At 54.0% G+C, this 24114-nt stretch carries 21 protein-coding genes; 3 read left to right on the top strand and 18 right to left on the bottom strand.

The window, feature by feature from the left end; translation table 11 throughout:
- The 7 genes from A1332_RS03345 to A1332_RS03315 form a co-directional block, all read right to left on the bottom strand.
- Positions 1–4956, bottom strand: a 4956-nt coding sequence (locus A1332_RS03345; RefSeq protein ID WP_064007156.1) for a DUF6531 domain-containing protein, incomplete at its 3' end; no start/stop codon positions are given.
- Between the two features lie 30 nt (positions 4957–4986).
- Entirely contained in the window at positions 4987–6387 is a 1401-nt protein-coding gene (locus A1332_RS03340) for a putative Ig domain-containing protein (protein ID WP_231890197.1), read from the bottom strand.
- Positions 6388–7130: 743 nt separating this feature from the next.
- The gene (gene radC / locus A1332_RS03335) at positions 7131–7604 is read right to left on the bottom strand and encodes a RadC family protein (RefSeq protein ID WP_064007148.1); all 474 of its coding nucleotides are present in this window, start codon (positions 7602–7604) and stop codon (positions 7131–7133) included.
- 272 nt (positions 7605–7876) lie between these two features.
- On the bottom strand, positions 7877–9472 hold the full coding sequence (locus A1332_RS25590; protein WP_064007147.1) for an ATP-binding protein: 1596 nt from the start codon (positions 9470–9472) through the stop codon (positions 7877–7879).
- Positions 9473–9604: 132 nt separating this feature from the next.
- On the bottom strand, positions 9605–11368 hold the full coding sequence (locus A1332_RS03325) for a DUF4942 domain-containing protein (RefSeq protein WP_064007146.1): 1764 nt from the start codon (positions 11366–11368) through the stop codon (positions 9605–9607).
- A gap of 114 nt (positions 11369–11482) precedes the next feature.
- Positions 11483–11980, bottom strand: a complete 498-nt coding sequence (locus A1332_RS03320; protein ID WP_064007145.1) for a hypothetical protein — start codon at positions 11978–11980, stop codon at positions 11483–11485.
- Positions 11981–12127: 147 nt separating this feature from the next.
- Positions 12128–12790: a hypothetical protein gene (locus A1332_RS03315; protein ID WP_064007144.1), complete on the bottom strand. Its 663-nt coding sequence runs from the start codon at positions 12788–12790 to the stop codon at positions 12128–12130.
- A gap of 165 nt (positions 12791–12955) precedes the next feature.
- On the opposite strand from A1332_RS03315, the gene A1332_RS03310 reads away from it, so the two are divergent.
- Positions 12956–13333, top strand: coding sequence for a hypothetical protein (locus A1332_RS03310; RefSeq protein WP_064007143.1), 378 nt, complete (start codon positions 12956–12958; stop codon positions 13331–13333).
- On the opposite strand, the gene A1332_RS03305 is transcribed toward A1332_RS03310, so the two are convergent.
- From A1332_RS03305 to ssb, 11 genes are all read right to left on the bottom strand, one after another.
- On the bottom strand, positions 13311–13844 hold the full coding sequence (locus tag A1332_RS03305) for a hypothetical protein (protein WP_064007142.1): 534 nt from the start codon (positions 13842–13844) through the stop codon (positions 13311–13313). The two genes, A1332_RS03310 and A1332_RS03305, sit on opposite strands and share 23 nt — an antisense overlap.
- A gap of 355 nt (positions 13845–14199) precedes the next feature.
- Complete coding sequence (locus A1332_RS03300; protein WP_064007141.1) at positions 14200–16020, bottom strand: VWA domain-containing protein; 1821 nt, start codon at positions 16018–16020, stop codon at positions 14200–14202.
- A gap of 89 nt (positions 16021–16109) precedes the next feature.
- A complete protein-coding gene (locus A1332_RS03295) occupies positions 16110–17297 on the bottom strand; it encodes a DUF3150 domain-containing protein (protein WP_064007140.1) in 1188 nt (395 codons plus the stop codon).
- 84 nt (positions 17298–17381) lie between these two features.
- Positions 17382–18143, bottom strand: coding sequence for a hypothetical protein (locus A1332_RS03290; protein WP_064007139.1), 762 nt, complete (start codon positions 18141–18143; stop codon positions 17382–17384).
- A 2-nt stretch (positions 18144–18145) separates the two neighbouring features.
- Positions 18146–19087: an AAA family ATPase gene (locus tag A1332_RS03285; RefSeq protein WP_064007138.1), complete on the bottom strand. Its 942-nt coding sequence runs from the start codon at positions 19085–19087 to the stop codon at positions 18146–18148.
- A gap of 109 nt (positions 19088–19196) precedes the next feature.
- On the bottom strand, positions 19197–19409 hold the full coding sequence (locus A1332_RS03280; protein WP_020482868.1) for a hypothetical protein: 213 nt from the start codon (positions 19407–19409) through the stop codon (positions 19197–19199).
- A gap of 15 nt (positions 19410–19424) precedes the next feature.
- Positions 19425–19730, bottom strand: a complete 306-nt coding sequence (locus A1332_RS03275; protein WP_157203926.1) for a hypothetical protein — start codon at positions 19728–19730, stop codon at positions 19425–19427.
- Positions 19727–20728 carry a YqaJ viral recombinase family protein gene (locus tag A1332_RS03270; protein ID WP_064007136.1) on the bottom strand — a complete coding sequence of 334 codons (1002 nt, stop codon included), beginning with the start codon at positions 20726–20728 and terminating at the stop codon, positions 19727–19729. Before A1332_RS03270 ends, A1332_RS03275 begins: the two co-directional genes overlap by 4 nt.
- On the bottom strand, positions 20725–21060 hold the full coding sequence (locus A1332_RS03265; RefSeq protein WP_064007135.1) for a hypothetical protein: 336 nt from the start codon (positions 21058–21060) through the stop codon (positions 20725–20727). Before A1332_RS03265 ends, A1332_RS03270 begins: the two co-directional genes overlap by 4 nt.
- Positions 21061–21155: 95 nt before the next feature.
- Positions 21156–22196 (bottom strand): phage recombination protein Bet, encoded by a 1041-nt coding sequence (bet, locus tag A1332_RS03260; RefSeq protein WP_064007134.1) that lies wholly within the window; start codon positions 22194–22196, stop codon positions 21156–21158.
- Positions 22197–22338: 142 nt separating this feature from the next.
- The gene (gene ssb, locus A1332_RS03255; RefSeq protein ID WP_419865983.1) at positions 22339–22890 is read right to left on the bottom strand and encodes a single-stranded DNA-binding protein; all 552 of its coding nucleotides are present in this window, start codon (positions 22888–22890) and stop codon (positions 22339–22341) included.
- A gap of 290 nt (positions 22891–23180) precedes the next feature.
- Here ssb and A1332_RS03250 point away from each other — a divergent pair, with 290 nt between their 5' ends.
- Both A1332_RS03250 and A1332_RS03245 read left to right on the top strand, forming a co-directional pair.
- A complete protein-coding gene (locus tag A1332_RS03250; protein ID WP_064007132.1) occupies positions 23181–23864 on the top strand; it encodes a hypothetical protein in 684 nt (227 codons plus the stop codon).
- Complete coding sequence (locus A1332_RS03245) at positions 23861–24061, top strand: DUF7706 family protein (RefSeq protein ID WP_082879510.1); 201 nt, start codon at positions 23861–23863, stop codon at positions 24059–24061. Before A1332_RS03250 ends, A1332_RS03245 begins: the two co-directional genes overlap by 4 nt.
- The last annotated feature ends 53 nt before the right edge of the window (positions 24062–24114 follow it).

The raw sequence follows: 24114 nt of genomic DNA, 5'->3' as shown, positions 1-24114 counted from the left end.
GATTTGCCCCAGGGTGTAGCTGGCGATCTTGGGTTGGGTAACGCTTTTCAGGCGACCGTCTTGCGCGGCGTTCCAGTAGCTGTAAAGCGTGCTATTGCCGTTGGGGTCGGTGACGGCTTTAACCCGACCGGCGGCATCCAGTTTGCGGTCGACGTGATGCCCGGCTTTGTCGTAAGCCTTAGTCCAGCGGTTGACGGCATCGTAATCGAAACCCAGGGTGTAGTTGTCGGGGTCGGTGATTTGGGTGAGGTTGCCGGCGGCATCGTATTGGTATTGGGCGAGGTGGCCGCCGGCGTCCAAGGTTTGTTGCAAGCGACCGACGGTATCATAGCTGCGGTAGGCGCTGTCCCATAGTCGGATTTTGCCGTTTTGGCTCAGTTCCAGTTCGTTAGCCGTCAAACGGCCATCGCCATCGTAGAAGTAGTTGCGCGGGTGGCCGGCGGCATCAGTGCCGGTCAGCGGCAGGTTGTCGGCGTCGTAACTGCTGCTGACGGTTTGCCAGTCGGCGTCTATGCCCAGCGTCTGCCGGCCCAGGCTGTCGAATTGCAGCGTGGCGGTGTCGGTCGGGTCGGCGGCATTGATCAGGCCGTCGCCGGTCTTGTCGCCCAGCCGCGCGATCTGCGTTGGATAGAGGGTGTTGCCATCATAGCTGGTGATGACGGTCGGTCCCGTGCCGCCGGCAAAGGTGCCTAATGTGGCGCCGGTGAAGTCGCGTAGCGTTTTGGTGTGGGTGGGCTGGCCGGTGGCGGCGTCGACATTGCGTTTAGTCCAGGCGGCGATGTTGGCCAAGGCCGGGGTGGTACCGGCGGTCGGCTCGATGCCGGCTTTTAAGCGGACGCTGTCGGTCAGGTTGCCCTTGGCGTCGTATTTGAGCAGGGTCCAGTTACCCTTGGCGTCCTTGATGCGCTGCGGGGCGTTGAAGGCGGTGAAGTCGTAGTATTCAGTAGTGGCGCCGGACGGTTGGGTGATGCGGGTGACGTTGCCGGCACCGTCGTATTGGTATTGCACCTGCAAACCCGCCGGGTCGGATTCGCTGAGGCGATTGAAAGGCTTGGCCGGATCAGAATCGTAGCTGTAATTGTGAGCGGCCCCGGCTTCGTCGACGATGCGCAGCGGGTTGCCGTTGGCGTCAAAGGTATGCCGGCGTTCGAAGCCGCGTTCGTTGACGGTGACGGTTTCGCGGCGGAAATCCTGATAACGGAAGGTGGTGGTTTCCGGTAACAAGCTGCCGTTATTGTGCCGTTGGTGGCGGAAGACCCGGCCATCGACGTAGTAGGAAAAGCGCATTCCTTCGCCTTGCGGCGCGGTGGTGGTCTTCAGGGCATGGTTTAGGTTTTGGCCGTCGGCGCTGCTGTAATAGGCATACGTGACCGGCGCATGCTGGCTAGCCACGGCCAGCGGGCTTTTGTAGCTGGTCAGGTTGCCATTGGCGGTGTCGTAACCGTATTGATGGGTGGCCAGTACGGTGCCGCCGATGGCTAGCACTTGCACTTGGTCGATGCGATTAGCCGTGTAATGAAACGCCAGTTTACGGCCCGGGCCGTCGGTCACCGTACACAGCACGTTGCCGCAACCGGTGTTGTAAGCCAAGGTCAGGGTGTTGAGGTTGCGATCCTGGATGGTCAGCAGGCGGGCCGCTTGCCCGGCGGTGACGCCGGTATTATTCTCGAAACTGTAGCGCAGACCGTTCTTCTCGGTGACACTCCAGCTGCCGTCGGCTTCGCGTTTCAGCGCGGTATACACGCCGGGCGCAGCCTGGAAGGCGCTGTTAACCGGCACACTGCTGCCGGCCAGCTTAAAGAAACGCTCCGCGCCGCTGCCGTCCAGCCAGCCGACTTTCACGAAGCCGCCGTCGACGCCGTAAAAGTTCAGTTTGTGGTTAAAGCTGTGGGTCCAGCCAAAACCCAAGGGGCCATCCAGGGAATTGCGGCTGTTGTAGTTACGTTCGAAGACCAGCGGCAGGCCGCGGCCCGGCACTGCAATATCCTTTTCGCTATGGTACAGGTTGCCGGTCGCCAGATTAACCGGATCGCCGCCCCAGCTTTGCAGCCAGTTCAAGCCGTTGGACAGTGTGGTGGAGTTGATCGGGAAGTTGCTGAAGAAGTTACTGGGTAGGTAGCTATCGCGCGGAAAGCTGGTGGCGACCGGGGTGGGGTTGACCAGTGCCCAGCCGCCGCCCAGCTTGTTGATCATCGCGGAGATATAGCCCTTAGTCTGGTTTTCAGCCATGAAAACCCCGCCGTTCCAAGGTTGCAGGTTATTGTTGGCTTGTCCATCGGTGTAAGCGATGGATTTTTTCGGTACAGTGATCGTCGCACCGTCACTGATATAGTTTGTGATTGTGACTTGAAACGGATTCATACTTGAATCCATCAGTGTCGACCAATTGCTAATATTACTTCCGTTCAGCGTGACCAACGGATTCGCACCACCCGATTCGCCGGCAAACTGCAACCCTCGCACCGTCGATACGGCATCGGTACGAATCAGTTCCTGCCAGATGAAGTGCTCGTAGGCCGAGGATGTATAAGCCGATAATTTAAAGGTTGGCCAGATTTCCGCCAGTTTTGCGGCAAATTTCGCTTGTTTGGTCGCATCCGAGTCGCTGGCCAAAACCACGATGGTCGAATCCAGCTTTACAAACTGCGCCAGACCGCCCTTGACATCAATGTAAGGGCCGCTCGGATGCACTGCATACGGTAAGTCGAACAGGTAATCGACCTTGAGACCGGCGGCGGTCAAACCCAGATGAGTACCGCTTTCGCCGCTGACGCCTTGCAGTTCGCCCAGCCGTTGGTTGGCGTCGGTGACATAACGCAGGTATTTCAGCAAGGCGATATGCAGCAGTTCGCCTTCGGTATTATCGTAATTGGCGGCGTTGGCCGGCGTCGGCGCGGTGGGCACGGCTTGCACCGATTGGATCAATCGGTCGGACCGTTCCGCCAACAGACGATCCGAACCTTGGCGGGCGTAGGCCATCAGGGCGTGATGGGCGCCGGCTTTCAAATTGGTGTAGACGGTCTTGTTGAAACAATGCTGATCGGTATCCGGCGCACTGTTGGCGGGGTCATCATTCGGACAGGAGGGGCTGCGCGTGGTGTCATCCAGGGTGACCTTCATGATCAACCGATGCTCCGTACCCAAGGTGATGGAACCGGTACCCGTCGTTTGGATGACGCCGTCGACTTTGATAACCGGATGGAGATTAACCAGGCTGGGCGGGGCGGCCAGATCGCCGTTCCAGTTATTCCAATCGGTTTGTGAGGCGGCATCCGGCACATAGGATAGCGTCACCCGCTGATGAACGATGGACGGCAGTGACAGGATTTGCTCGGCGACCAGATCGGCGCCGCTACTATTTTTGACTTTGATCGATAGCCGGTAGCGGTGGCTCGCCGGCAGACTAGCGATTTCAGATGAACTGGTGCCGGCCCAACTGCCGTATTGCACCACTTGGTAAGGTAAGGTGATCGGCAAAATGTCATAGGTTCTGGCGGTTTGTTCGCCCAGATAGGGTACGTCCAACAAGGTGTTATCCGCGTTTAGGCTCTTGATGTAGGTTTCGACCTGCGAGGCGTACCGTTCATGCGGCAGGGTATGGGTACGACCGGCCAGATAACCGGTGGCGCTATAGTCGAAGGCAACATTTTGTTGAATACCGGCAATACCCGGTTGATAGCTTTTGTCCTTGAAACTCGGGTCTAGCGGAATCCAGCGGTAGCCGGTGTTGTCGGCAGACGCGCCCCGGTAATTGCCGTAAGGCAAACAGGCTTCCACCCAGACGTGGCGTAATTGGATGCCGTTCGCATAGGAGCCGGCGCCGGGATTTTGATTGGTAGCCAAGATGGACGCGGCAGCCTGATAGGTTTTAGCGCCGACCCAACGTGGGCCTCTACCGTTAGCACCTAGGTTCGAGGCGTCGTTCACTTGAATGTCGCCCAATACATAGCGAGACGGTATGTTGGACGCGCGTAGCAGTGCGATCAACAGTGACGCTTGGTCGGTGGCGCCGCCGGCACTGCTATACAAGGTGCCGAGTGAGCCTTTCATCGATCCGAAGTAAGGCTCGAAACGGATGGTGTTATAAACGTACTGGTATAGTTTGACCGGCGAGTAATTCAGTTTCGCGGCAAGGTCTCGGATTTCCTGGGAGATAACCACGTCTTCGGTGGCGGCGAGGTCCGGCTGCGAATAACCGCAGGCCGCCGCCTCGTTGGGCGTGGTCGGCACCGCTGCTTCAGCCGGCGTCCCCAGCATATCCAGCAGAAAAGCATAGGTTGGCATATCGGGTTTGAATGGCCCGGCGCTCAGATAGCGCGGTAATTTTTTACTCGGTTCAATCGGCGTGGGCGTTACCTCGGTGCCCAGGCGGTTAGTGGGCGTGGGTATCGCTTCGGGCGTGGTCTCGGCGGTTTGTCCATGGCGGTGCAAAACACGCAGCTCGGCCTTGGCGTTGCCCAAAGCGCGGCGGCGAGGGCCGTCCTGATGAGCCGAGGTAAATCCCGATAATGAACGATCAACGCGGTCGAAGCGCTGCGCGACCTGCTTGGCATAACGCTCGAAGGCAGCCAATTTATCGGGCTGTTTCATCCCGGCCAGTGTGGAACGCACCCGGTCGAGTTCGGCTTCCACGTCCTGGCGTAAATCCGCGATTTCAGAGCGTTTGCCTTCCAATAGTTCTTGTTTGGAGGGCAGCCGGTTGGCTTGGCCGGCCTGCTGTAATTGGTCCTCGCTATCCGCCTCGTCTATCAGTTCAGCGGCCTCGTCCAGATGCTCGCGCAGTTGCTGCGCTAGGGCGTTGCCCGGCTGTTGATGCACCTTGAGCAGCGATTGCACCACGGCATCCGGCAATGCAGTTGGGTCTTGCGGTGCGGCGGATAGGGTTGAGGTCGCGAGGAGGCCCTGGCACAGCAAAACGAACGCCAGTAGAAAGCGAAAACGGGAAACGGGAGACATGCAAGAATCCTTGGCAGAGCCTTTAGATATTTAGCGGAGATCGCGTGTTTTATGTTGCTCAATATGCCGCATGATGAGGCAAAGCAGCCCCGCCATCAGCAACATGGCCCAGGTCGGTAGTGCCGGCACTTGGGTGGGTTCAGTGGGCTCCGCTACCTCGATTTGACTAGTGACAGAGGTGTGCATATCGGCTGCCAGCACTTCGTAGGTAAAATTATAAAAGCCTAGCGCCGTGGGTATGCCGGTAATCTGGCCGGTATTAGTATTCAGGCTGAGTCCGTCCGGCAGTTGGCCTGAACTCACTAACCAGCTATAAGGTGGCGCACCATCATTAGCAGTCAGCGTTGAGAGATAGGGATGATCGATGATGGCCTTGGTTAAGGGGATGGCCGTGGTGACACCGGCAATACTGCGACCATTGCCCTTCAACAAACCAAAGGCATCGGGCACGTTGGGATTTGTGCCGAGCAAAGCCTGTGTCTCCGTGCCGTCCGGCAAGCCGTCGTTATCGGTATCGGCCAATGTGGTTGCCGGAAGCGCCGCTAACGTCAACGTGGTCAGCAATGCATCCCCGCCGCCCCAACTGCCGTCGGCTTGTTGCTGGGCGATGAGAAAGTTCTGAGCGCTTACGGCGGCGGGATCGTTAGCGCCGGCCACGGTTACCAGCGCTCGATAGGCCAGCGCAGTTTCCAATATAGTGCCGGCGCTGCCTTCACCGAAACCGCCGCCGGGCGTTTTCTGTTGAGTCTTCAGCCAGGCAATCCCGGAAGTTATATAGCTCAATACGGAAAGGGGGTTACTGATTTGATCATTGGTACAGTCAACTGAATATCCGTTGTATCGCTGAAGTGCTATCAAATTAAATGTCGTTGGGGTGATTCGGCTTGGTGGAATCCCTGTGTCTGATTTTATATATGGCCAGCCAAAATCAGTGTTCTGCTGTCCATAAATAAAACAAACGGCATTAAATTCCGATGTGTACGTGGTTCCAGTTTGTTTGATAGCTTCCAAAGCTAGAGATGTATCGGGAGAACTGCCATCGAAATGATCGTAAGCGCCCCAGCTCTGAGAGGTATCGTTGCGTAACGCAATCAGTCGAGTCATCAATCCTGAGACATCACGCCCGGCTTTGTAGAGCGCGATGGCTTGGCGGGCTAAGGCATCCGTGCTGTAGGCTTCATGATTTTGCAGCCAGGCAACACCGTTAGCATAAGTATCGCTCTTGGTCATGCCGGCATTAATCAAGGCTTCAACCGCAGCGGCAGTTTCAGCCATTTCCAATCCCGGCGCTCCCTGCCAACTGCCGTCGCCGCTCTGGTGCGTAATCAGCCAGGCCATGGCCTTAAGTCGGGCATCGTCGACGGGCGCCGCCATCACGGTCGTTGCCATGAAAAACCCTGAGCACACCGCACCCAACCTTAAACGCTTCATTTCCATATTCTCCCTGATCCGATCACCTGAGCAGGTACTCAGCCTCAATCAAATCTGACACCGGTTGTTTTAAATTTGGATGCTCATCGCACCGCGCGATGCCATAACCATCCTTTGGTCAAACTGCATTTACCTGAACGCCAAACGAGAGGCTGCCGGGCCCCATCGAACTTAAGTGTCCGAATCGGAATCAGACAAGCTTGTGCGTAGGTATACTGCTTTTACGAGCTATGGATCTTACTAACCTAGTAAGCGGTTACGTGTTGAAATGACTAACAGCTCAAATAACGGCCTCGATAAAAATTTACCGAGCAAATATGACAAGTGTATTAATGGACAAAAATAATACTCAATAGGGTCGTTGGGGTAGAAACTAGGCAATAGAGTCCATCAAGCGAGATAGGAATGTTTAGGGGTGGGGTGCCGGGCTGATTTATGTGGCGGGTTTGCAGCCTCCTTAAATTACTGAGTGTCCGCTTTTGGGTGGTCGCTTGAGTATTTAAAGTCTTTCTGAAAAAACTCCAATGACCGGTTATGGCCGTATCCTGGCCGCCGCGAGTTAGTCTCCCCGGAATTCAGAACAATGCTTAGCTTCTGATTTTGGGGAGACGTGGTTTTATATCATTTTACGCAGTCGTATCGACGCCGCCTTCATGGTTACCAATGGCGAATCCATTGCTCAACTTCGTTTATACATACGGTTGCCTTGGATACCAACGAATAGTCTCGGCGCCAATACCTTTTCACAACAAGCCATGCTCTGCGAAGGAATACACGGTCTCGCCGACGATGAAGTGATCAAGTACGCGAACGTCAATCAAGGCCAAGGCTTCTTTAAGTTTTGCTGTAATTACGCGGTCCGCCTGACTGGGCTCGCTAATCCCGGATGGGTGGTTATGGGCCATGATTAGCGCCGCAGCATTATAGTGCAACGAGGCCTTGACCACTTCGCGCGGATACACGCTAGCGCCATCAATCGTCCCCCGGAATAATTCATCGCAAGCGATGACGCGGTGTTGATTGTCCAAGAACAGACACACAAATACTTCGTGCTCATACGGCGCCAATTTTAACTTGATACAGTCCTTCGCCTTGTCCGGACTGGTCAAGGCTTCGCCTCGACTAAAAGTGCGGTTGTAGATCTGAATGGCCTCTAAGATGACATCCTGTTCATCGGCCATACGGTAACGATTATTGGTTCCTCGAATGTATAACATGGGCTTTCTCCCGTAATCATAAAATTTGGAGAAAGCAGCCCCTTGCGGAGTGGACTTTCTCCGGAAGGGTTGTAAGAATATTCAAAGCATCGTCAGCGATGTCTGCAGGCGTTGACCGTCGGCAGAACACATTTCGCTAAAGACGCTTAAGCTGACGCCAGTACTGCGTCAGGTGTTTTGGAATGCGTGCTTGTTAAATGGTCGTTCGCCAGAAAACCAGCCAAAAGCCACGGGCTAACACAGCCGCGACCATCGGCCCGATTGGGTTTCGACTACATTTCCGCAACGGTGACGACATCGCCACTATTGCCAAGCACGATTTGAAAGGTCCTGGAAAACAGCGCCGGACAACTACCAAATTTCGGCAGCAGTCGTTGCAATGCATCCGCGGGTTTATCCGCCGTATTGGCCACCACGAAGTTCTGAAAATCCCATTCATCGGCTTCCTTGGCGGATTCCATGAACGTATCCCATTCGTCGTAGTAGGACGATGCCTGGCAAACCACTAATCCGGATGCCCCCCGAGTGGGTACGATGAAGCAGTCCTGATCCTCGTCATAGACGGCATCGTGATCGATGTCGACAGACTCGCCATTAAGGGTTAACCGATATTTTTCACAAAATACCGCCGGACCACTCACCCGTTGCCCTTCAAAAAAAGCGCGGTGCGTTTCGTTGACGATGTCTAAGGTGATGGCCGGCCCGTTCAAATCGACCAAGTAAGTAAACAGCCAATGCCTAGCATCCAACCCCGGCCGAAATACCCGATAATCGCGGTGCCAGGCGAACATCCAGCGCAGCGCACCGACCTCATCGAGATCATCCAAGTCGGCAACTTTGACAAGGCCTTTTTCCACATCGCTTCGGCTGACCGGTTGCGAATCCACAGCCAAATTAACGTTGCTGCAACCTTCCTTGATCGGATAATCCTGAATGATCGCCAATACCTGTTTGGGCAATAACGGCACGTCATTCAGTAAATCCAGGCAGCGGTAAGTTTTCAAGGTGTCGTAGCCAAGGACAAACTCCTCAGCAGACAATTCGCGTTTGATCATTTCCATTCGTTGCCTGGCTTCCCGTTGCAGAACGTGCTTAACCTCAGCAATCACCTGTGCTTCATCGATCAATTTATCCCGGTCGGGCAACCGAGCGAAAAACCGGCTTGAATCCAAGTGGATGACATGACCGGGGTCTCGTTCGTGGTGACTGTGATAGACCGGTAAACCTTGCAGATACAGATGAAAATAATCCGATTGCCGCAACCAGTCTTCGCCCTGGGACAAGCCATACAAGTACAGATCGCCCAGTTCGGTCTCGATGAATGGTAATGTTGACGTGACTGCTCGCGGCCGATCCAGGCTGACACCGTTAAAGCGCACCTCAATCGGAAATCCCCGTGCCAAGCGATACAACTGGGATGCAATCCGATCCGCTTCGGGCTTGAACTGGGTCAGCGTCAAACGAGTGATGCCTTTCCAGTCAGCAGGTTCGATCGCAATCGGTTGGAATGCCAATAGCTCGGCCGTATCCACCGAAAATCGGCCGCCTTTGCTGTCGACGCTGATGGCTTCGCAAGAAAACAGCGCCGACAAAAAGCCGATGCCAAACGGGCATTCCCGTTCGATGACGTCAGCATCCCAGCCAGACTCGGCCACCGTCAGCAACGTTTTCAAACAGGCGATGCCGCAGCCATCGTCACACACCGTCAAGGTTCGAGCGTCTTCCGAATACTCGAAGCTGATGAACCTGGCGCCGGCGCGGCGGGCATTCTGCATCAGTTCGCCCAGTACCGTGGTGGACTGGGTAAAGCTGAAACGCAGGTTGTTAATCAATTTTTCGGGGTTTACCGATAATTGTGTGGTTTTCATGTGAGTTCCTCAAATTAAAAAGCCCCGAGGAAACGACACAGTCCAACCCCGACGGGGAGAACGGATCATCTCCCCGAGGCGGGTGATACTGGCAAAGCCAGTGGTTAAGTTAAAGACCGGTACAACACCGAATTACGATGCCAAAGCCAGGTCGGTAGCCGATGGTAGAGAACCCGTCCATTCCAACAAGCTGGATTGTTCGTTTTCCAATGCCGCATCGGAATCGATGCCTCGACTGGCCAACACGCTGCTCATCGCCTGGGTTAACAGACGATGGCCTTTTTCCCGTTCCGACTCGCCGCCGTGCTTGATCGCCCAAAAGGGATCGAAATGGACATGCCGGCTACTGTGTGGACACTGCTTGTGCACTTCGGTGTGAAACGCCCGATCTAAGTTCTCTGCCTGTTCGAACTGCTGCCAGAAACCTTGTCCGGCTTGCGTATCTACAGGCGGCAACCAGCGGCGCTGGCGGCCAACCCAACGGTTCATGCGATCGATCAAGGTTTTGCTTTTCGGAAAAAAGTGGATGGTACCGACGCCCGGATAATAGCGAACGTCAAAATAACTGCCACCGATCCGCTTGCCGACCCGAAGCGCGTGAAAATGCTGTCGAAACACCGACACCAAACACACTTCCGCTTCGGTCTTACCATCGAGCAAGGCAAACACCTTGTCGAAATCCGCTAACAGCCGTTCCGATTCCCAGTTCAAGCCGTTCTGGTAAGGACTCGAGCCATGACCCGGCAGAATGAAGCGCGTGGTTTTGATCCGCATGCCCAGCGTGCGATGTTTATCATTGGATTTCCAGCCCATGTAAAACACCGCGTTATCGCTGTAATAGCGGGTGATCAGATCAAACACATCGCACACCATGCTCAGTTGAATTTCACCTTGCTGATCGATGATGCCTTGCAGAAAGCCATAGATATTCGGCACGGTAAATTCCAAGGACTTCACCGCTTCAAAATCCGACTCCAAGCGTTTCTGCGCCGTCGATGACAAGCGTGAAGTCACCTGCGTAGAGCGTAAAATGCTGGCCCAGGCCCGATTCTTCAGATCGTGATAGCGTTTGAACAGCATCCGCTTCACCGCATCCGATGACGAGTCGTCTTCACTGCTGATACCGCCACCGCTTAGTTCGCCGAGGGTTTTGCCCAGCATGGTCCGATAACGGCTGGCACGGGCTTCACTGACCACGGCCTGTCGCGCTGCTTCGACTGCGGCATTGACCATCAACACCGCGTTATCGATGAAGGCATTCGGCAAGGCCAGCTCATGAGGCAAATGAAACTCGCCCGCTAAATCGTCGGCCTCTCGACGATCCTGGCGCAAATCGTCCAGAATACTGCCGAGGATGTCCTGTTCGAACGTCGAAGTTTTTTTCAACCAGACCAGGGCCACGTCGACCGGCGTTTTGCGTTCGGCATCCTCGCCGGCGAACATTTCTTGCAGAAACTCGACCTCGCCGTGCTGCTCGATCAAACGCAATAACAGCTGGCGTTCTTTCGAAAACGGATTGCGCACGGTTTCGGCGTTGAGGATGGCGACGATTTCACCGTCAAACAAAATCTCCCAAGCCTTCAACACGTGTTTGGCGCCTTCGGCAAACGGCGGATTCATAATGATGTGAGAATAGACACTGCCGCTTTGAAACTGCAGAAAATCCATCCCCACCACCGCATAGCCTTTATCGCGCAGAACCGCGTGTTTGCGGATATCGATTTCAATGCAATCGATCGGCAAACGTTTACCGTACTGGTATGGCCCTGGACGAAGCAAATGTCCTTCGCCTGCTGAAGGCTCCAATACCCGCGCGAATTGCTGGTTCTTGAACATCGCCCAAGCTTTACGGCTCAGTGCCTCTGGCGTGGGGTAATATTGATAGGGGCCTGTCATGGTATTCTCCAAAGAAGCCCCTGACGACCGATTTATCCCTGGCGGGATAGAATCATCCCGCAGGGGTAAAATAAAAAATCTCGGCTTAACCGAGTGTCGAAATCAAACGGCGCGTCAGATCAACGCGAACCGCTTACCTTGAATGAAGTCCTGATACTGCCGGGCTTCGGTTTTTACTTTGAACCGGGCATGCACGCTGCCGTCGATGCAGATTTCCCAGGGCAAGCGTTTAAGCTCGCCTCTGACCAGTTCCACCGTGCCAACCCGAAAGTCGTCGTGTTGGTAAAGCACCTGGCGGGGACTGTCGACACGGACTATGCAGTGATCCAGTAATGCCGGACCGCCGATATCACCGGGTTCGATCAACAACGGCACTTTGATGGTGCCGGTCGAGCGGCCGATCCAGCCGATGACATCGTGTTCATCGTGCCAGGACTGGCCGGTTTGGGTATCGCCGTAATAAAGCCGGATGTTGCGCCGGCTTTGGCGAAGCTGTTCCAACAGATCGACTACTGGCTCCGGTGTATCAGCGTGATAACAGGTGCCGGAGGGCAAACGCTGATATTGGATGCAATGCCCCGTGTCGAATGTGTGTTCAAAGATTTGTGTCATGATGTTGTCCTCAATGAAAAAACGGAAACATCACGATTCCCCAGCGGGAATAGGACATTCCCGTGTGGATGGATAAAACTGAGCACCGAATCGAATGACTTGGCTAACTCAGGCTTTTACAAATTGCGCGTCTCAACGGGCGCATTTTTAGGATTGGATGTCCAGTGCAGGTTTTCCCACGGCTTGTAGGGCCAGAGGTATTAACTGATCCAAATCCTCCCAATCGATACTGCCGCCGGTGGCTTCGCCTTGTTGATAGGCTTCAACCAATCCCCGGCAAACCCGCATGGCCGCTTGTTCCTTCTTCAATTGCCGTACCGAATAATCCGGTTCCGGCAACTGTGCAACGGCAACGCATTCCCAGACTAGGCTTTCACCCTCCGCTTCATGATATTCATCGGACAATAACGGCATGGCAGCGGTGTCATCCCAAATCGTGGCATCGTTGAATGCCTGTTCGGCAATTTGTTGTGCCGCTTCGGGACTATCCGCTGTGATACCCACCGACACCCGGTGCACATAGTCGATTTCGTAGGAGACTACGAAGAGCCGATTCACACCCTCCGCCGTGACATTGGCCGAGGCTGGTTCTTCGACTGGTAATTCGGTTTCCACCGATTCACCCTCGATCAATGCGCTTTCATAAGGCTCGATCTCCTTGTTACAGTCCGGGCAGCGATCGTTACAGCCGCTATCCCATACATCCGCCCATTCGGTTTTGCAGTAAGGGCAGCGGTACTGATTCAAATACCGAACAGCTTCAATTTCAGAATGTGAATGGCTAACGCCAATTTCTAATGTCGATGACATGGTCATTTCCTCCGAAAAAAACAGGAACGACCACCCGGCAGGATGAGGTTCCCGCAGGGTTAAAAACGCTGATCAAAGCCATAAACAGGCCTATGCAGCGGGGTTGAATTCGCACAAAAATCGGTATATGGTGGCTAAAACTCATTAAAAAGCAGAGAAAAAGCCATGATTGACGATATTTTGCGCATTTTTGATTTCCTCAGTCCTAAGCGTACAGAGGAACTTATTCCAACGAGAAAACCGATGGCTATGCCAATCGACGAACCACTAAAAGTCGTTCGACATTGCCAACAAATTTTCCAAAAATTGGATGCTTTGGAAGCCGACGTGCTCAATCGTGTAGACGATCCTGAACAAGCCTGGCCGTTTCTAAACAAAATTCGCCAAATACGTCGGGAAACCCAGAACGACCTGTTGTCGTTATTGCCCGAAGGTAGCTGGGTGTTTGCTGATGAATCCAACCAACGCGAGATTCCGGTTCGCAGCATCAATACAGGAACCGGAATCACGCTACGAGTATTCAATGGCGGGCTTGCTGATTAGCCGGTGCGTTGGCATTACCTTTCAGCGCTTCCCTCAATTGAAATACCTGTTGGGCAGTCTTAGCGGATTTGTCGTCCACCAGGGCTGAATCGCCCACTTTTTTAGACCGCCGACGGGGTTTAGCCTCGGTTTCCGCCGAGACGATAGTCGGTTTGATTTTCAATAAATCCCGCTCTAGTTTGGCGATTTCAATATCCGCCTCGTAAAGTTTGATCGTTTTCTGTTTGGCTTGATATTGGAGTTCCAAGCGATCCAGCTCGCGATTCGTTTCACGATTGCGACTATGAATTTCCTGACGCACCGAATCTGACATCGCCAACCAATCCACTTCATGACGGATTTGGGGCAAGATCACCGGTAATCGGTTTCGAGCTAGGCGCTTTGCACGATAGCCGTGAAACGTTTGAGACGCATGTTTCAATGCGCCCAGCAGTTGCAATGCTGTTGCCCAAATCACCCGCAAGGCGAGGATAAACATAGCCAGTAGGATGATGCCGAAAATAAAGTTCATTGAAGTTCTCCTTTGAAAATTTAAGAAAACACTTCGAATGAACAGCGCCCAGTCGGGCGATGGTCGCCCGAAGTGGGATGAATTGCAGACAATTTGCCAGGGCAAACTGCGATTAACATCGGGCTTAACGCACCCGACACGATCACGGCTTAACGTGCTCGCCGTCTAAAGACGGAACGCCGACCGAAGTCGGATTCAGCATTCTTTGAAAAGAACGCATGAAATGTCTGTTTGTCGAATGGGCTCCAGGAAGTGAGTGCATTCGACAAACTGCGTTTGCAATCAGCTACCCATAGCCACAATCGCTTAGGTTATGACCTAAGGATTGGGCTACGGATAATTGACTGGCCGAGATTTAAGCCGCCAACAACACCGCTTTCGAGAGTTCGAACAATTGTGCTCTCAGCTCTGATAGATCGTTAATGGTGATGGCAATCGGGAATAGATGACTGACATCCAGTCCCAAACCAATGCCCACCGTTTCGATACCGCTATCTCGGCAGCGCTGCAAAATATCCAGCGTGCTCAGCGTATCGTTGGGTTGACCATCGGTCATGACCATCAGCACCTTGCGCGGTTCTCGACAACGCAATAGCGACGCCGCACCAAACCAAATCGCTTCGGTCATCGGCGTACTGCCGGTGGCTGCCAGCGAGAAGGCACCGGTGCGGACATTCACCCGTTGACCATGCTCCAGCAACTGGAACACCGAATCATCCTGATGCCCGGGAAACGCAGTGACGCCAGGATTAACCCCCGGAATACCTTCAAAGGCCAACGCCAGCGCCAAAGTGGCTTCCAACGCAATCGGCATTCGCGATCCAATCGGTTGCCCTTGGCTATCAGTCACCTGATAACCCATGCTTTCGGATTTATCCAGTAACAGATGAATCGCCGTATTGGGTGCTGCTTTGACCTGCTTACGCTGAAACACCTTGGTTTCACCGAGCGGCAGGCGGTGTAAGCGCTTGCCATCCATCCGCCGACCACGACAGGCGTGTTGCGAGCGGTTGAGAGTTTGCGATTGCACCAAGCCTTGCAAAGCGGCGCGGATTTTTCCTGATTCGCTTTGCACCTTGCGCAGCAAAAACGCACCGGCCCGATCATCCATAGGCGGCTCGTTGCCGCTCGGCATCAACAGTTCCGATACGTTTTCTGCGGCCAACGATAACGATGATTTCAGGGATTCGAACAGATCCTGGTCAATGTCACTGTCGCCAGCCGATAAGAGGGTTTGCAAGACGCCTACAGGATCGGCAATCACCGTGCTCTCTTCGTCATCACCTTGCGGGTCGGGTGAAGAATTTTCTGCCTGCGCACTGGGTTCATCGTCAGGATTTTCCGGATTGGAATCATCGTTACCACCGGATTCTGAAGACTGTTCGTCGTCATTATCGGCAGGTAAACGTTGATCGTGTTCCATATCATCCTCGGAATCCGAGCCGTTCGAACCGTCCGAATCTGCTGATACAGCGGCCTGATCGGTATCATCCGGTTCAGGCCGTGTGTCCTCATCTGCCGCTGACTGCGCCTGATTACGCTGCCGTTGTTGCTCGAACTCCTGCTCGATCATCGTCAGGATACGGTCGGTCAAGTGCAGACAATCGCTTTCTGACTGCAAACCCTGCGGCACTTCGGACAACAAGCCTTTCACCCGCGTTACGGTACCTTTCGGAAATTTCGCTTTCAGTGCCACTTCGGTTTGCGCGACCAAAGGTAATAAGGCCGTTTGACCCAGTACCCTTGCACGCAAATTTTTCAATACAAAGCTGTAGAGAATATTGGCAGGATGATCATCGATATTGCTGGCGACAAAGTCGCCTTTGACTATCATCTTTTCAATCACGGTGCGTATCGTCAGCCGTGTCCCCGGAAAGTCCTTGGCCAGTTCGTGCTCAATGCGGACATCTTCAATTGCATTGCATAAGCGCCGGCGTAAGACTGAGTTGCCATAACGCAAACTGAAATCCGAATAACGAATATGCGCCGCTTCATGGGCTAAAAGCCCCCAGGCGACATTCTGATAATCGGGATCATCACCCTCATAGGCAGGTAGCTGAATCGACTGTCCATCGGTATAGGCTTGATCGCCCCCAACGCTGACTTTAATACCAAAGCGGTTACCTATGGCGGCTGCGACGATGGGGAACGCGTTGTGTAAGGTTCTATTTTTCATGGTGTGCTCCAAAAGTTGGGGGCAAACCATGGCCCCAGCGGGACATGAATTTGCCCCTGTGGGTGAATAGTTAAATGGCGTCAGCTCATTCAGAACCAGTAGTCCTGGTTAGAATGCTCCACAGCATCCTCATCATCATCGCCATCAGCAGTGACTGCTACCAAATCGGATTGATCATCCGGTTGGATGTCTTCATCAGAATCATCAGTAGGAGCAGCATCGGCTTGGCTTTTATCCAGCAAGACCCCAAGCGCCCAGTCCTCCGATACCGATACCGATTCCGGTTCGAGTTCATCATCAAAGATGCCCTCAAACAGATCGGTAAAATCTGGACTGTCTGGAATAGTTTCAGCGAATACAAGTGTTGGTTTCACTGGTGGCTCGGACTCCGCGTGTTCGATGACTTCCTCAGCCTCTTCAACAACAGGCGGTTGAGCCGCCAAAAGTCCTTCACCGTGCCGGCGGGTTTTATCCGGATCGGACAACAGCATCGCCGTGGCCAAAATCTCCTGCAAAATGCTGCCTTCAATGGCACCTTTGTTGGGAATTCTCGCCAGTAGATCGTCAATGGTGCTGACGACCGGCGCGACCCGATGATCCAGAAAGCCCAAACCATCCAGCTTGTCGCGCATGCGGCGAATCGGCCGTAACGCATTACGCGTCACTTGCTCCTTGCCGAGTAACGATTGCTCGACCAGCAAGTTGGCGTCCACCGCGATTTCATGGAACATCTGTTCGCTCAACGAACCGATTTTGCTTTCCAGTCGCGCGACATCTGCCGGCGGCAAGCTTTCGGGTAAACCGACACTCACTATCAGAAAATCAAACGACAACCGCGTCGAGACAAACTCCACCGAATCCACCGCTTGCTCGATGATGCCGGCAAATTCCGGATGGCGAACCACCCAGTCCGTCACCGCCGCATCGTAACCGGCAATAAACTCGGTTTTAGCCGCTGCAAATTCCAGCGCGATACGCTCGAGTTCCGCGGTAATACTGGCCGCGGATTCAACCGGCACGGCAAAACCACCGAGAAAGCGGGTGCCGACGCGCAAACAAATGCGTTCGGCTTCCTTCTTCAGGCGGTTAAACACCGTCAGCTTATCGGGATCGAGCAAACGTTTGGATCCTAAGCTGGCTAAGTCCTCCGGCGGCAATTTGCTACCATCGGCCAGCACCAGGTCTTCTTTTTTCAGTTTCTTGCGGGCGCCGTAGATATTGGCTTCGACTTTCACCAAGACCACGCGATCTAATATCACTTGTGTTTCATGCGACATGGGAACCTCCTAAAGAAAAGAGGCACACCCATCCCGCTGGGGCAGATGTGCCCCTTTCGGGATAAATGAAAAATAACAATACGCTTAAAACCAGCAGTCGTCCGTGTCGGACATGGCCGATGCCAGATTTAATCGAGGTTTGAGCAAACCTAAGACTTCAGCGGTTTCTCTGATACTGTCCAGATCGGTGCCGAAAAATGCCAGCACCTCCTTTTCCAATTTCAGATCGACCGTGAGGTCTCGGGCGGTTTCGGTGGCAATATCAATGTCCACACCTTTGAAGCCTTTTGCTTTCAGCGCCAGTAAAAACAGCCAAGGCAAAACACCGTGCACTTGTTTAATCTGACCGCTCAGTTCAAAGGCTTCAGCATTAAGCGTCGCATCAATCAGTTGTTGCCAGCCATTCCACTCCTGATCAGGCGTAGCATGACTATCCGACAAGGCTTGAATAGCGCCGATCAGTCGCCTGACCTCGATACCCAAGTCCACTCGGACAGCCTGTTTTGCCCGACATTCGATAGTCCAATACAGCGACTCGACTGGTGGTGTTGGCAGGGGTTCGGGATTAGGATCAGGGCCTTGTGATTGAGTTGCCGAAGTCTTGCCCGGAAACACCACATTACCGTTCACATCAATATCAACTTCGCCGACCAACACATAGCCTTTGGCCTGCTTTTGTCGTTCGATGTCGAGCTGCTTAACGCCGTATCGGTTGCTAATGCCCGGCAAACTATCTGCCGTTTTCCCCCAACGAGTGGTGATCGAACCATCCGAATTACTCCTGACTGCCCAGTCTTTGGAACTGCCGTCACTGTTACGGTGACGATAGAGATTCCAGGCAGCCATGATTACACCTGCCAGTCATCGCCAAACACGTCCTTGGCGATGCGATGAATCGCTTCGCGTTCGGCGGGTTCAGCCCGAAAGGTCAAAGCCCTATCCAGTGAGTAGGCCAAGGCATTCGGCGCACTTTTGAAGGTGGACACCAATGACGCCCAACGCACTAAACCGCGCGTCGATAACGTTACCGATAACATGCCGCCGCCGTCAGCACCGCCGATAAAGACTTTACGAATCTGATTGGCGACTTTGATCATGCTTTCGCGTACCGTTTCCGGCATGCTTGGCACCACATCGGCCAGCAACTTCATTTCATCTTCAGGATCGGGGTAGCCGACTTCCATCAATCTAAAACGATCCAGAAACGCCAGGTTCTGCCGTAACACGCCTTGGTACAAGCCCGATTGATCGCCGCTACCTGCACTATTGCCGGTGGCGACCAAACGAAATTTGGGGTGCGGTGTGATCACATCGCCGGTCTGCGGAATCGTCAACGGCTTGCCTTCGACGATTTCATTCAAGCCGATTAACTCGGCAGGATCGATGGCATCGATTTCGTTGATCAACAATACATGACCCAGGCGGACTGCCAGGGTCAACGGACCATCGATCCACTTCATCGCGCCGCCGTCGACCAGCATGTACTGACCGAGCAGGTCATTGAGTTCTAGTCGACCGTGACCGGTGACCGAATGCACGCCCCAATTGAGACGCGCCGCGACTTGCTCCAACAATGAGGTTTTACCGGAGCCGGTCGGCCCCATGAGATATAAACCGTCGCCATTGTGCGCACCCAAAAATGCCAGAACGTCCCGCAAGTGATCCTTACGAAACACATACGGCTTTTGCGTGGGGACATAGGCGTTTTGTCCGGGCATGAAGCCTTCTACTTTCATGGCGGTCGGTGCAGGAATGCCGAAGGTGTCGGCGATGGAATAGGATTGATACATGGTGAACTCCTCAAGGACTAGCCTCAAATGACAAGGGGCACACCGCCCCGAGGGGTGATGAGCCCCATCGGGTGATTTAAACCCTGGCAAACCAGGGCAGATACAAAAATTAACGCAACTGCATCACACAGTACATCGCCCATTCGGCGCGGGCCAACAGCTCCCGATCCATCAAACGGACAATACGCTGAATGTCGCTTCTCAAACCGGGGTCCGAGATTTGACGATGCATCTCCAGCAGCAAACGCTTTTTGGCCTGAATGTCGTTGCTGTGGGCAACGTTCAACCAGCCATGCAATGTTTTCCAAAAGTCGTGATTCATAATGACCTCCTTCAATCAAAAAAAGGGGTCACCGAATCCCGCAAAGGTGATGAACCCCAACGGGACAAACAAAAACACCAGGCTTGACGCACCTGGCACACGAGGCAAACGCTCATGCCGCTTAATAACGGAACGCCGGTCGAAACCGGATTCGGGATTCCACGAAAGGAATGCCTGAACGATGCGGGTTTTGGGTTGGATTTTTTTGAAAATCCAGCCTAAAACCGACACGCCGGCACCGAATGTATGTTCCTGTCCATCAAGCGACACCCTGCAACCGCCAGGGTTACAGGATGTCGTGAAACGAACCATCAAACTCAAAACCAAAAGTCCACGCCAGCCAGGTCTTTCAAGGCTTGGGCATCGAACGGGACTTCGGCGTGTTTACCGTCGTCGTCCCGGCAGGTCACACGGACTCGCGTGGCAGACGGTTTTCGATAGACTTCCAGCGCCGAAGCCTGAACATCCGGTTGCAAGGTTTGAAGTGCTGCCTTGTAATCGATGGCACCCTGGCTTTGAAAACGGCTGATCCGCAACCCGGAATGCTCTGCGGCCACGTAATCGCCCATCAGCAACACCAAAGTGTTTTCAATGGCCGCCTGACTATCCTCCAAGGTTTTGAGCTCCACTTTCAAATCCGCGATTTGCACGGCACGATTGCGATAACTCGCCGCCAGTTGTTGCCATTGCTGCTCCGCATGACCTTTGGGCAAGTACAAATCGCGTTCGGGATCCTTAGGAGGTTCCTTTTTCGATTTGACCGCCGACCAGAAGTCCATCGCGGTATCGACCAGCCGGGTGAGAAAAGTCTCATCACGCTGAATCTCGAATTCCACATCCTGGTCTTGGTGGTAGAAAAACAAAAACCCGCGTTGCGCTTCGGAAACCAGCAATTGTTGCTGGACTTGGCACCAATACAGTTGATAGGCCTGGGATGCTTCCCGATTCAACACCACATCCAAAAACGTGGTCTCGTGCGGGCATTTGATTTCCACGGGCTCATTCGAGTCGGACAAGCCGTCGAACGAAGCTCGCATCAACGGATACTGTTCCGACTCGCCGCACAGCGGCAACAACATCAGATCGTGTTTGTCTTCGAAGCGCTGTAAAGCCTCGGGCTCTTGCTGGATGCCGGCGCGGATCAACGGGTTGTTGTCCAGACTGACTTCCAGCACCAGGCCGATTTTCTCCGCCCACAACCTCCACGGGGTCTTGTACGGCGAGCGGTTCATGACAATGGCCGCTTCGCTGGCACTGACGCCTTGTGAACGCCATTGCCGCCAGGCGTCGCTACGTTGGGAGACGTTGACGACTTTCATCGCGAGAATCCGGTCAGTTGTACCTGACAACCGAAGCGCACCGTCTCGATGCCGAGCTTGTGCAACTGGGTTTGGCAACGCCGGGCCCAATGGCCATCGCCGAATAGCAACAGCAGTTCGTCTTGCGCCGGCAGACAGACTCCGCCAAAACTCTCGGCCAGTGTCGTCAATTCCGGTTGGCTCAAGGGTTGCGGATTGGGTTCGTTGCTCTGGGGTCGCCACAGGCGTTCCAGAAAACCTCGGCCGTGACGGCGTAACACCGTGGGTGAATCGTAACGTTGCCAGTCGGTATGACAGGGCACGCGGTTTAAAGATTGATCGTTTGTGTTCATGACCTCTCCTGATAAAACAAGAGCGCCATGTCCTACCCCGTGGGCGAATCATGACGCCCTCGTGGGTGGTTAAAGAATTTAGGATTGCAGCGTTTCTACGCCGCGTGTCCCAGGGTTTGACGGGCCTGATTCATCGCCATGTCTTTCGCGGACAAGGGTGGCATGCCAGTGTTGTCGGTTTGTTCCAGGGCTGGTGTTGCCTTGGGTTCAACTTGCGATACCTTGTCCAACTCGGCCAACGCAAAGGTCAGGTCGATCCCTTTGAACTTCTGGTGAGCATAGTCGTAGGCTGCTTTCCAGGCACCTGCCGCCTTGGTACGACGTACCAATTCCGCTACGGCCTTTTGCACCTTGGGATGGATTTGCGACAAGTTGATCACCTGAGGCGTGTGCTCGGTTGATTCGGGAAACCGATCGTCTGCATCGCCATCCCACACAGTCGCTTCGCCATCAATTACGGTAGCGTCGGTGAGGTCGTCGAGCGTTTTGCCATCCATTTCCTCGGCTGCATAACCGCATTCCTCCGGAAAGGCTGCCCTGAGTGAAGCTGCTTTGCCGCATTTGGATAATTGCCCCTTGGGACGTTTGATCCACATCGCGGTCGGCACTTGCGAGTTTTTACCGCCGGCCGTGCTATAAGCCTCCAGCCAGTAGACTTCCTCGGTAAAGGCGCAACGTTTACCACCGACGATCCGGTACACAGTAACCGCCACCCATTCGGGAAAGGTCACGGTGACACTGGACTCCTGCCATTGCTCGTTGTCGTCCTTATAGCGACCGGTAAAGGTTTTGGTGACATCGGGTCCCCAGACGGGTCTGTCCATGCCAGCCCAAACGCCGGTTCTGGATGCCGTAGTCTGGATTTCCATGATGGACGGCCAGACAGTTTCGACATTGCGGCCTAAAGCGGCACTCCACATCGGCACGATATGCACCGGCTTTTTGAAGATGTCGAGCTTGCGGGCCTTGCAATAATCCAGGGCCATCAGAATGGCTTCCGGGGTTTTCGCCGTGGGAAAAGTGACTTCGGTTAGTACTTTCCAGGACTGCTCCGACAGGCCGTAGCTTTGTTGCGCCGTGACCGGCATTGGCAGGTCGCGGGTTTTGGGTAAGGTGTTGCGGTTATTTTGGCTCATGGTGGGTCTCCTTCAATAAAAAAGGGAACGCCATCGCCCGCCGGGGAATGGAGTTCCCCAGGGGGTTGAAATACCGAAACCTGAAAAGGGTCGGCGGTGTAACCGTTAAACCAATGAACGCCTATAATCGGCGCGCCGGGGTTTAATGGATGGGCATATCGCTGTATTCGTCATCCCAATCGTTGTCCTCGGGTGCCGCTGGCGATGATGACGAACCGTTGGCGGCTGCCGATGCGTTTGGGCGATCCAGCATCTGCAATTCAAAGGCGGCGATTTCGGTACGGTACCGCTTGTCATTTGCTTGGCCCCATTGCTGGGTACGCAAACGGCCTTCGATGTAGATCTGGCTACCTTTGTGCAAATACTGCTCGGCGGTATCGGCGAGTTTTTTGAAAAACACCACTCGATGCCATTCGGTCCGCTCCTGTTTGCCGTTTTTTGGATCGCTCCAGACTTCGCTGGTTGCCAAACGGACGGCGACTACTTTGCCGCCGTTATTGGGCATAAAGCGAACATCCGGATCGGCGCCGAGCCGGCCCAGCAAGATGACTTTGTTCACGCCGCGATTGGCCATGATGACATTCCTCCTGTCGGCCGCGCCCGACTCAACGAAAACAATACCCAGCGGCGCGGCGATGGGCATGCCGGCGCCTCGAATCCCTGGGGAATCGATACGCCCGGCAGGGTTAAACAATAAAAACTCACATCAGGCTTGACGCACCTGACACGCCGATGGACAACCACCGTCGCCGCTTAAAAGCGGAACGCCGACCGAAGTCGGATCAAGGTGATCGTGAAAGATCAGCCGAGAAAGTCTTGGGAGAAGCGGAAGGCTGATGGCCAACCGATTCCGTTGGCGGGTATTGAAGCAGAGATTTTTTGAAGGGGTCTTGCAGCTGATGTCGAATTCGCCGTTGACTGCGGAAAGGCTAAAAAGAATCTGGCTTACGATCGTGGCTTATTCGTCCACCTCGAGAAATGGTCATGTCCGAAACAGCTCCACAACAGCCAAAACCGGCTCCACGCCACGCCATCAGTCGTCCGATATTTGAGCGTACGTTTAGCATCAACAGCGAACAAGCCATTCGCGTCATCCGCAACAGTTATAACCGGTTGATGGTGTCCTTGTACGCGATCGACGTGATCCTGCGCATCATCGGCCGGGAGGAAACGGTCGATGAAATCGAAAGCCTCGTCAGTCAGATGATTGCCGAATGTGCGGAGCAGCTACAGCAGGAAAAGAGTCGGCTGGAAAAACTCAAGGCCGACAATGGCATCAGCGAAACGCCGACTTACACGCACCCCAGGGAGTTTGTGGCCAAGATCGCTTCGCCCCAGATTGCCCAGTTCGTCGAGTTGATTCGTTTGCTGGATCAGTTGATGATCGTGATGGACACCTTGTGGCTGTGCCAGGTCATCTCCAACAAACATTGCATTGCAGCACGCCTAGAGTGGCAGCAGCGGTTGCAGCGACTAGCCAATAAAATTGTGACGATGGAAAGACATGCGCATCAAGCAGCGTATGAACAAGGGCATGGGGAGGAAGTACGCCTGGCCCGGCAGGAATCGGGGTTGTTGGATGACCCGTCGAAGCTTGCCGAGGATGATGATTCAGTATTTGATGACAACGAATCATCTCCAAGTTCGGATAAGGCCGGTATGCAATGACAGCTAATCCGAGTGAAATTTATTTGGTAGTTCCTTTAACCGAACAGGAGGCTTGGGATTTGGCGCAATTTTTAAAGCGAACTGGATTTACTGATTTTCGAAGTAACGCAGTCGATGATGAGGAGGCTTACCGAATGCAAAATGTTGCTGGAAAAGTCAGACAATCACTGAACCAGCTTGGCTACGCCCCGCGTTAATTTTACTAGACAACTAGCTTTCAATTTGCCGGGATAACCGAAGACTTGAATTC

Source organism: Methylomonas methanica (genome assembly GCF_001644035.1).
In the GTDB taxonomy this organism is placed as follows: Bacteria; Pseudomonadota; Gammaproteobacteria; order Methylococcales; family Methylomonadaceae; genus Methylomonas; species Methylomonas methanica_A.
Note: the sequence above shows the minus strand (reverse complement) of the source record. Positions and strands in the feature narration are given on the sequence as shown.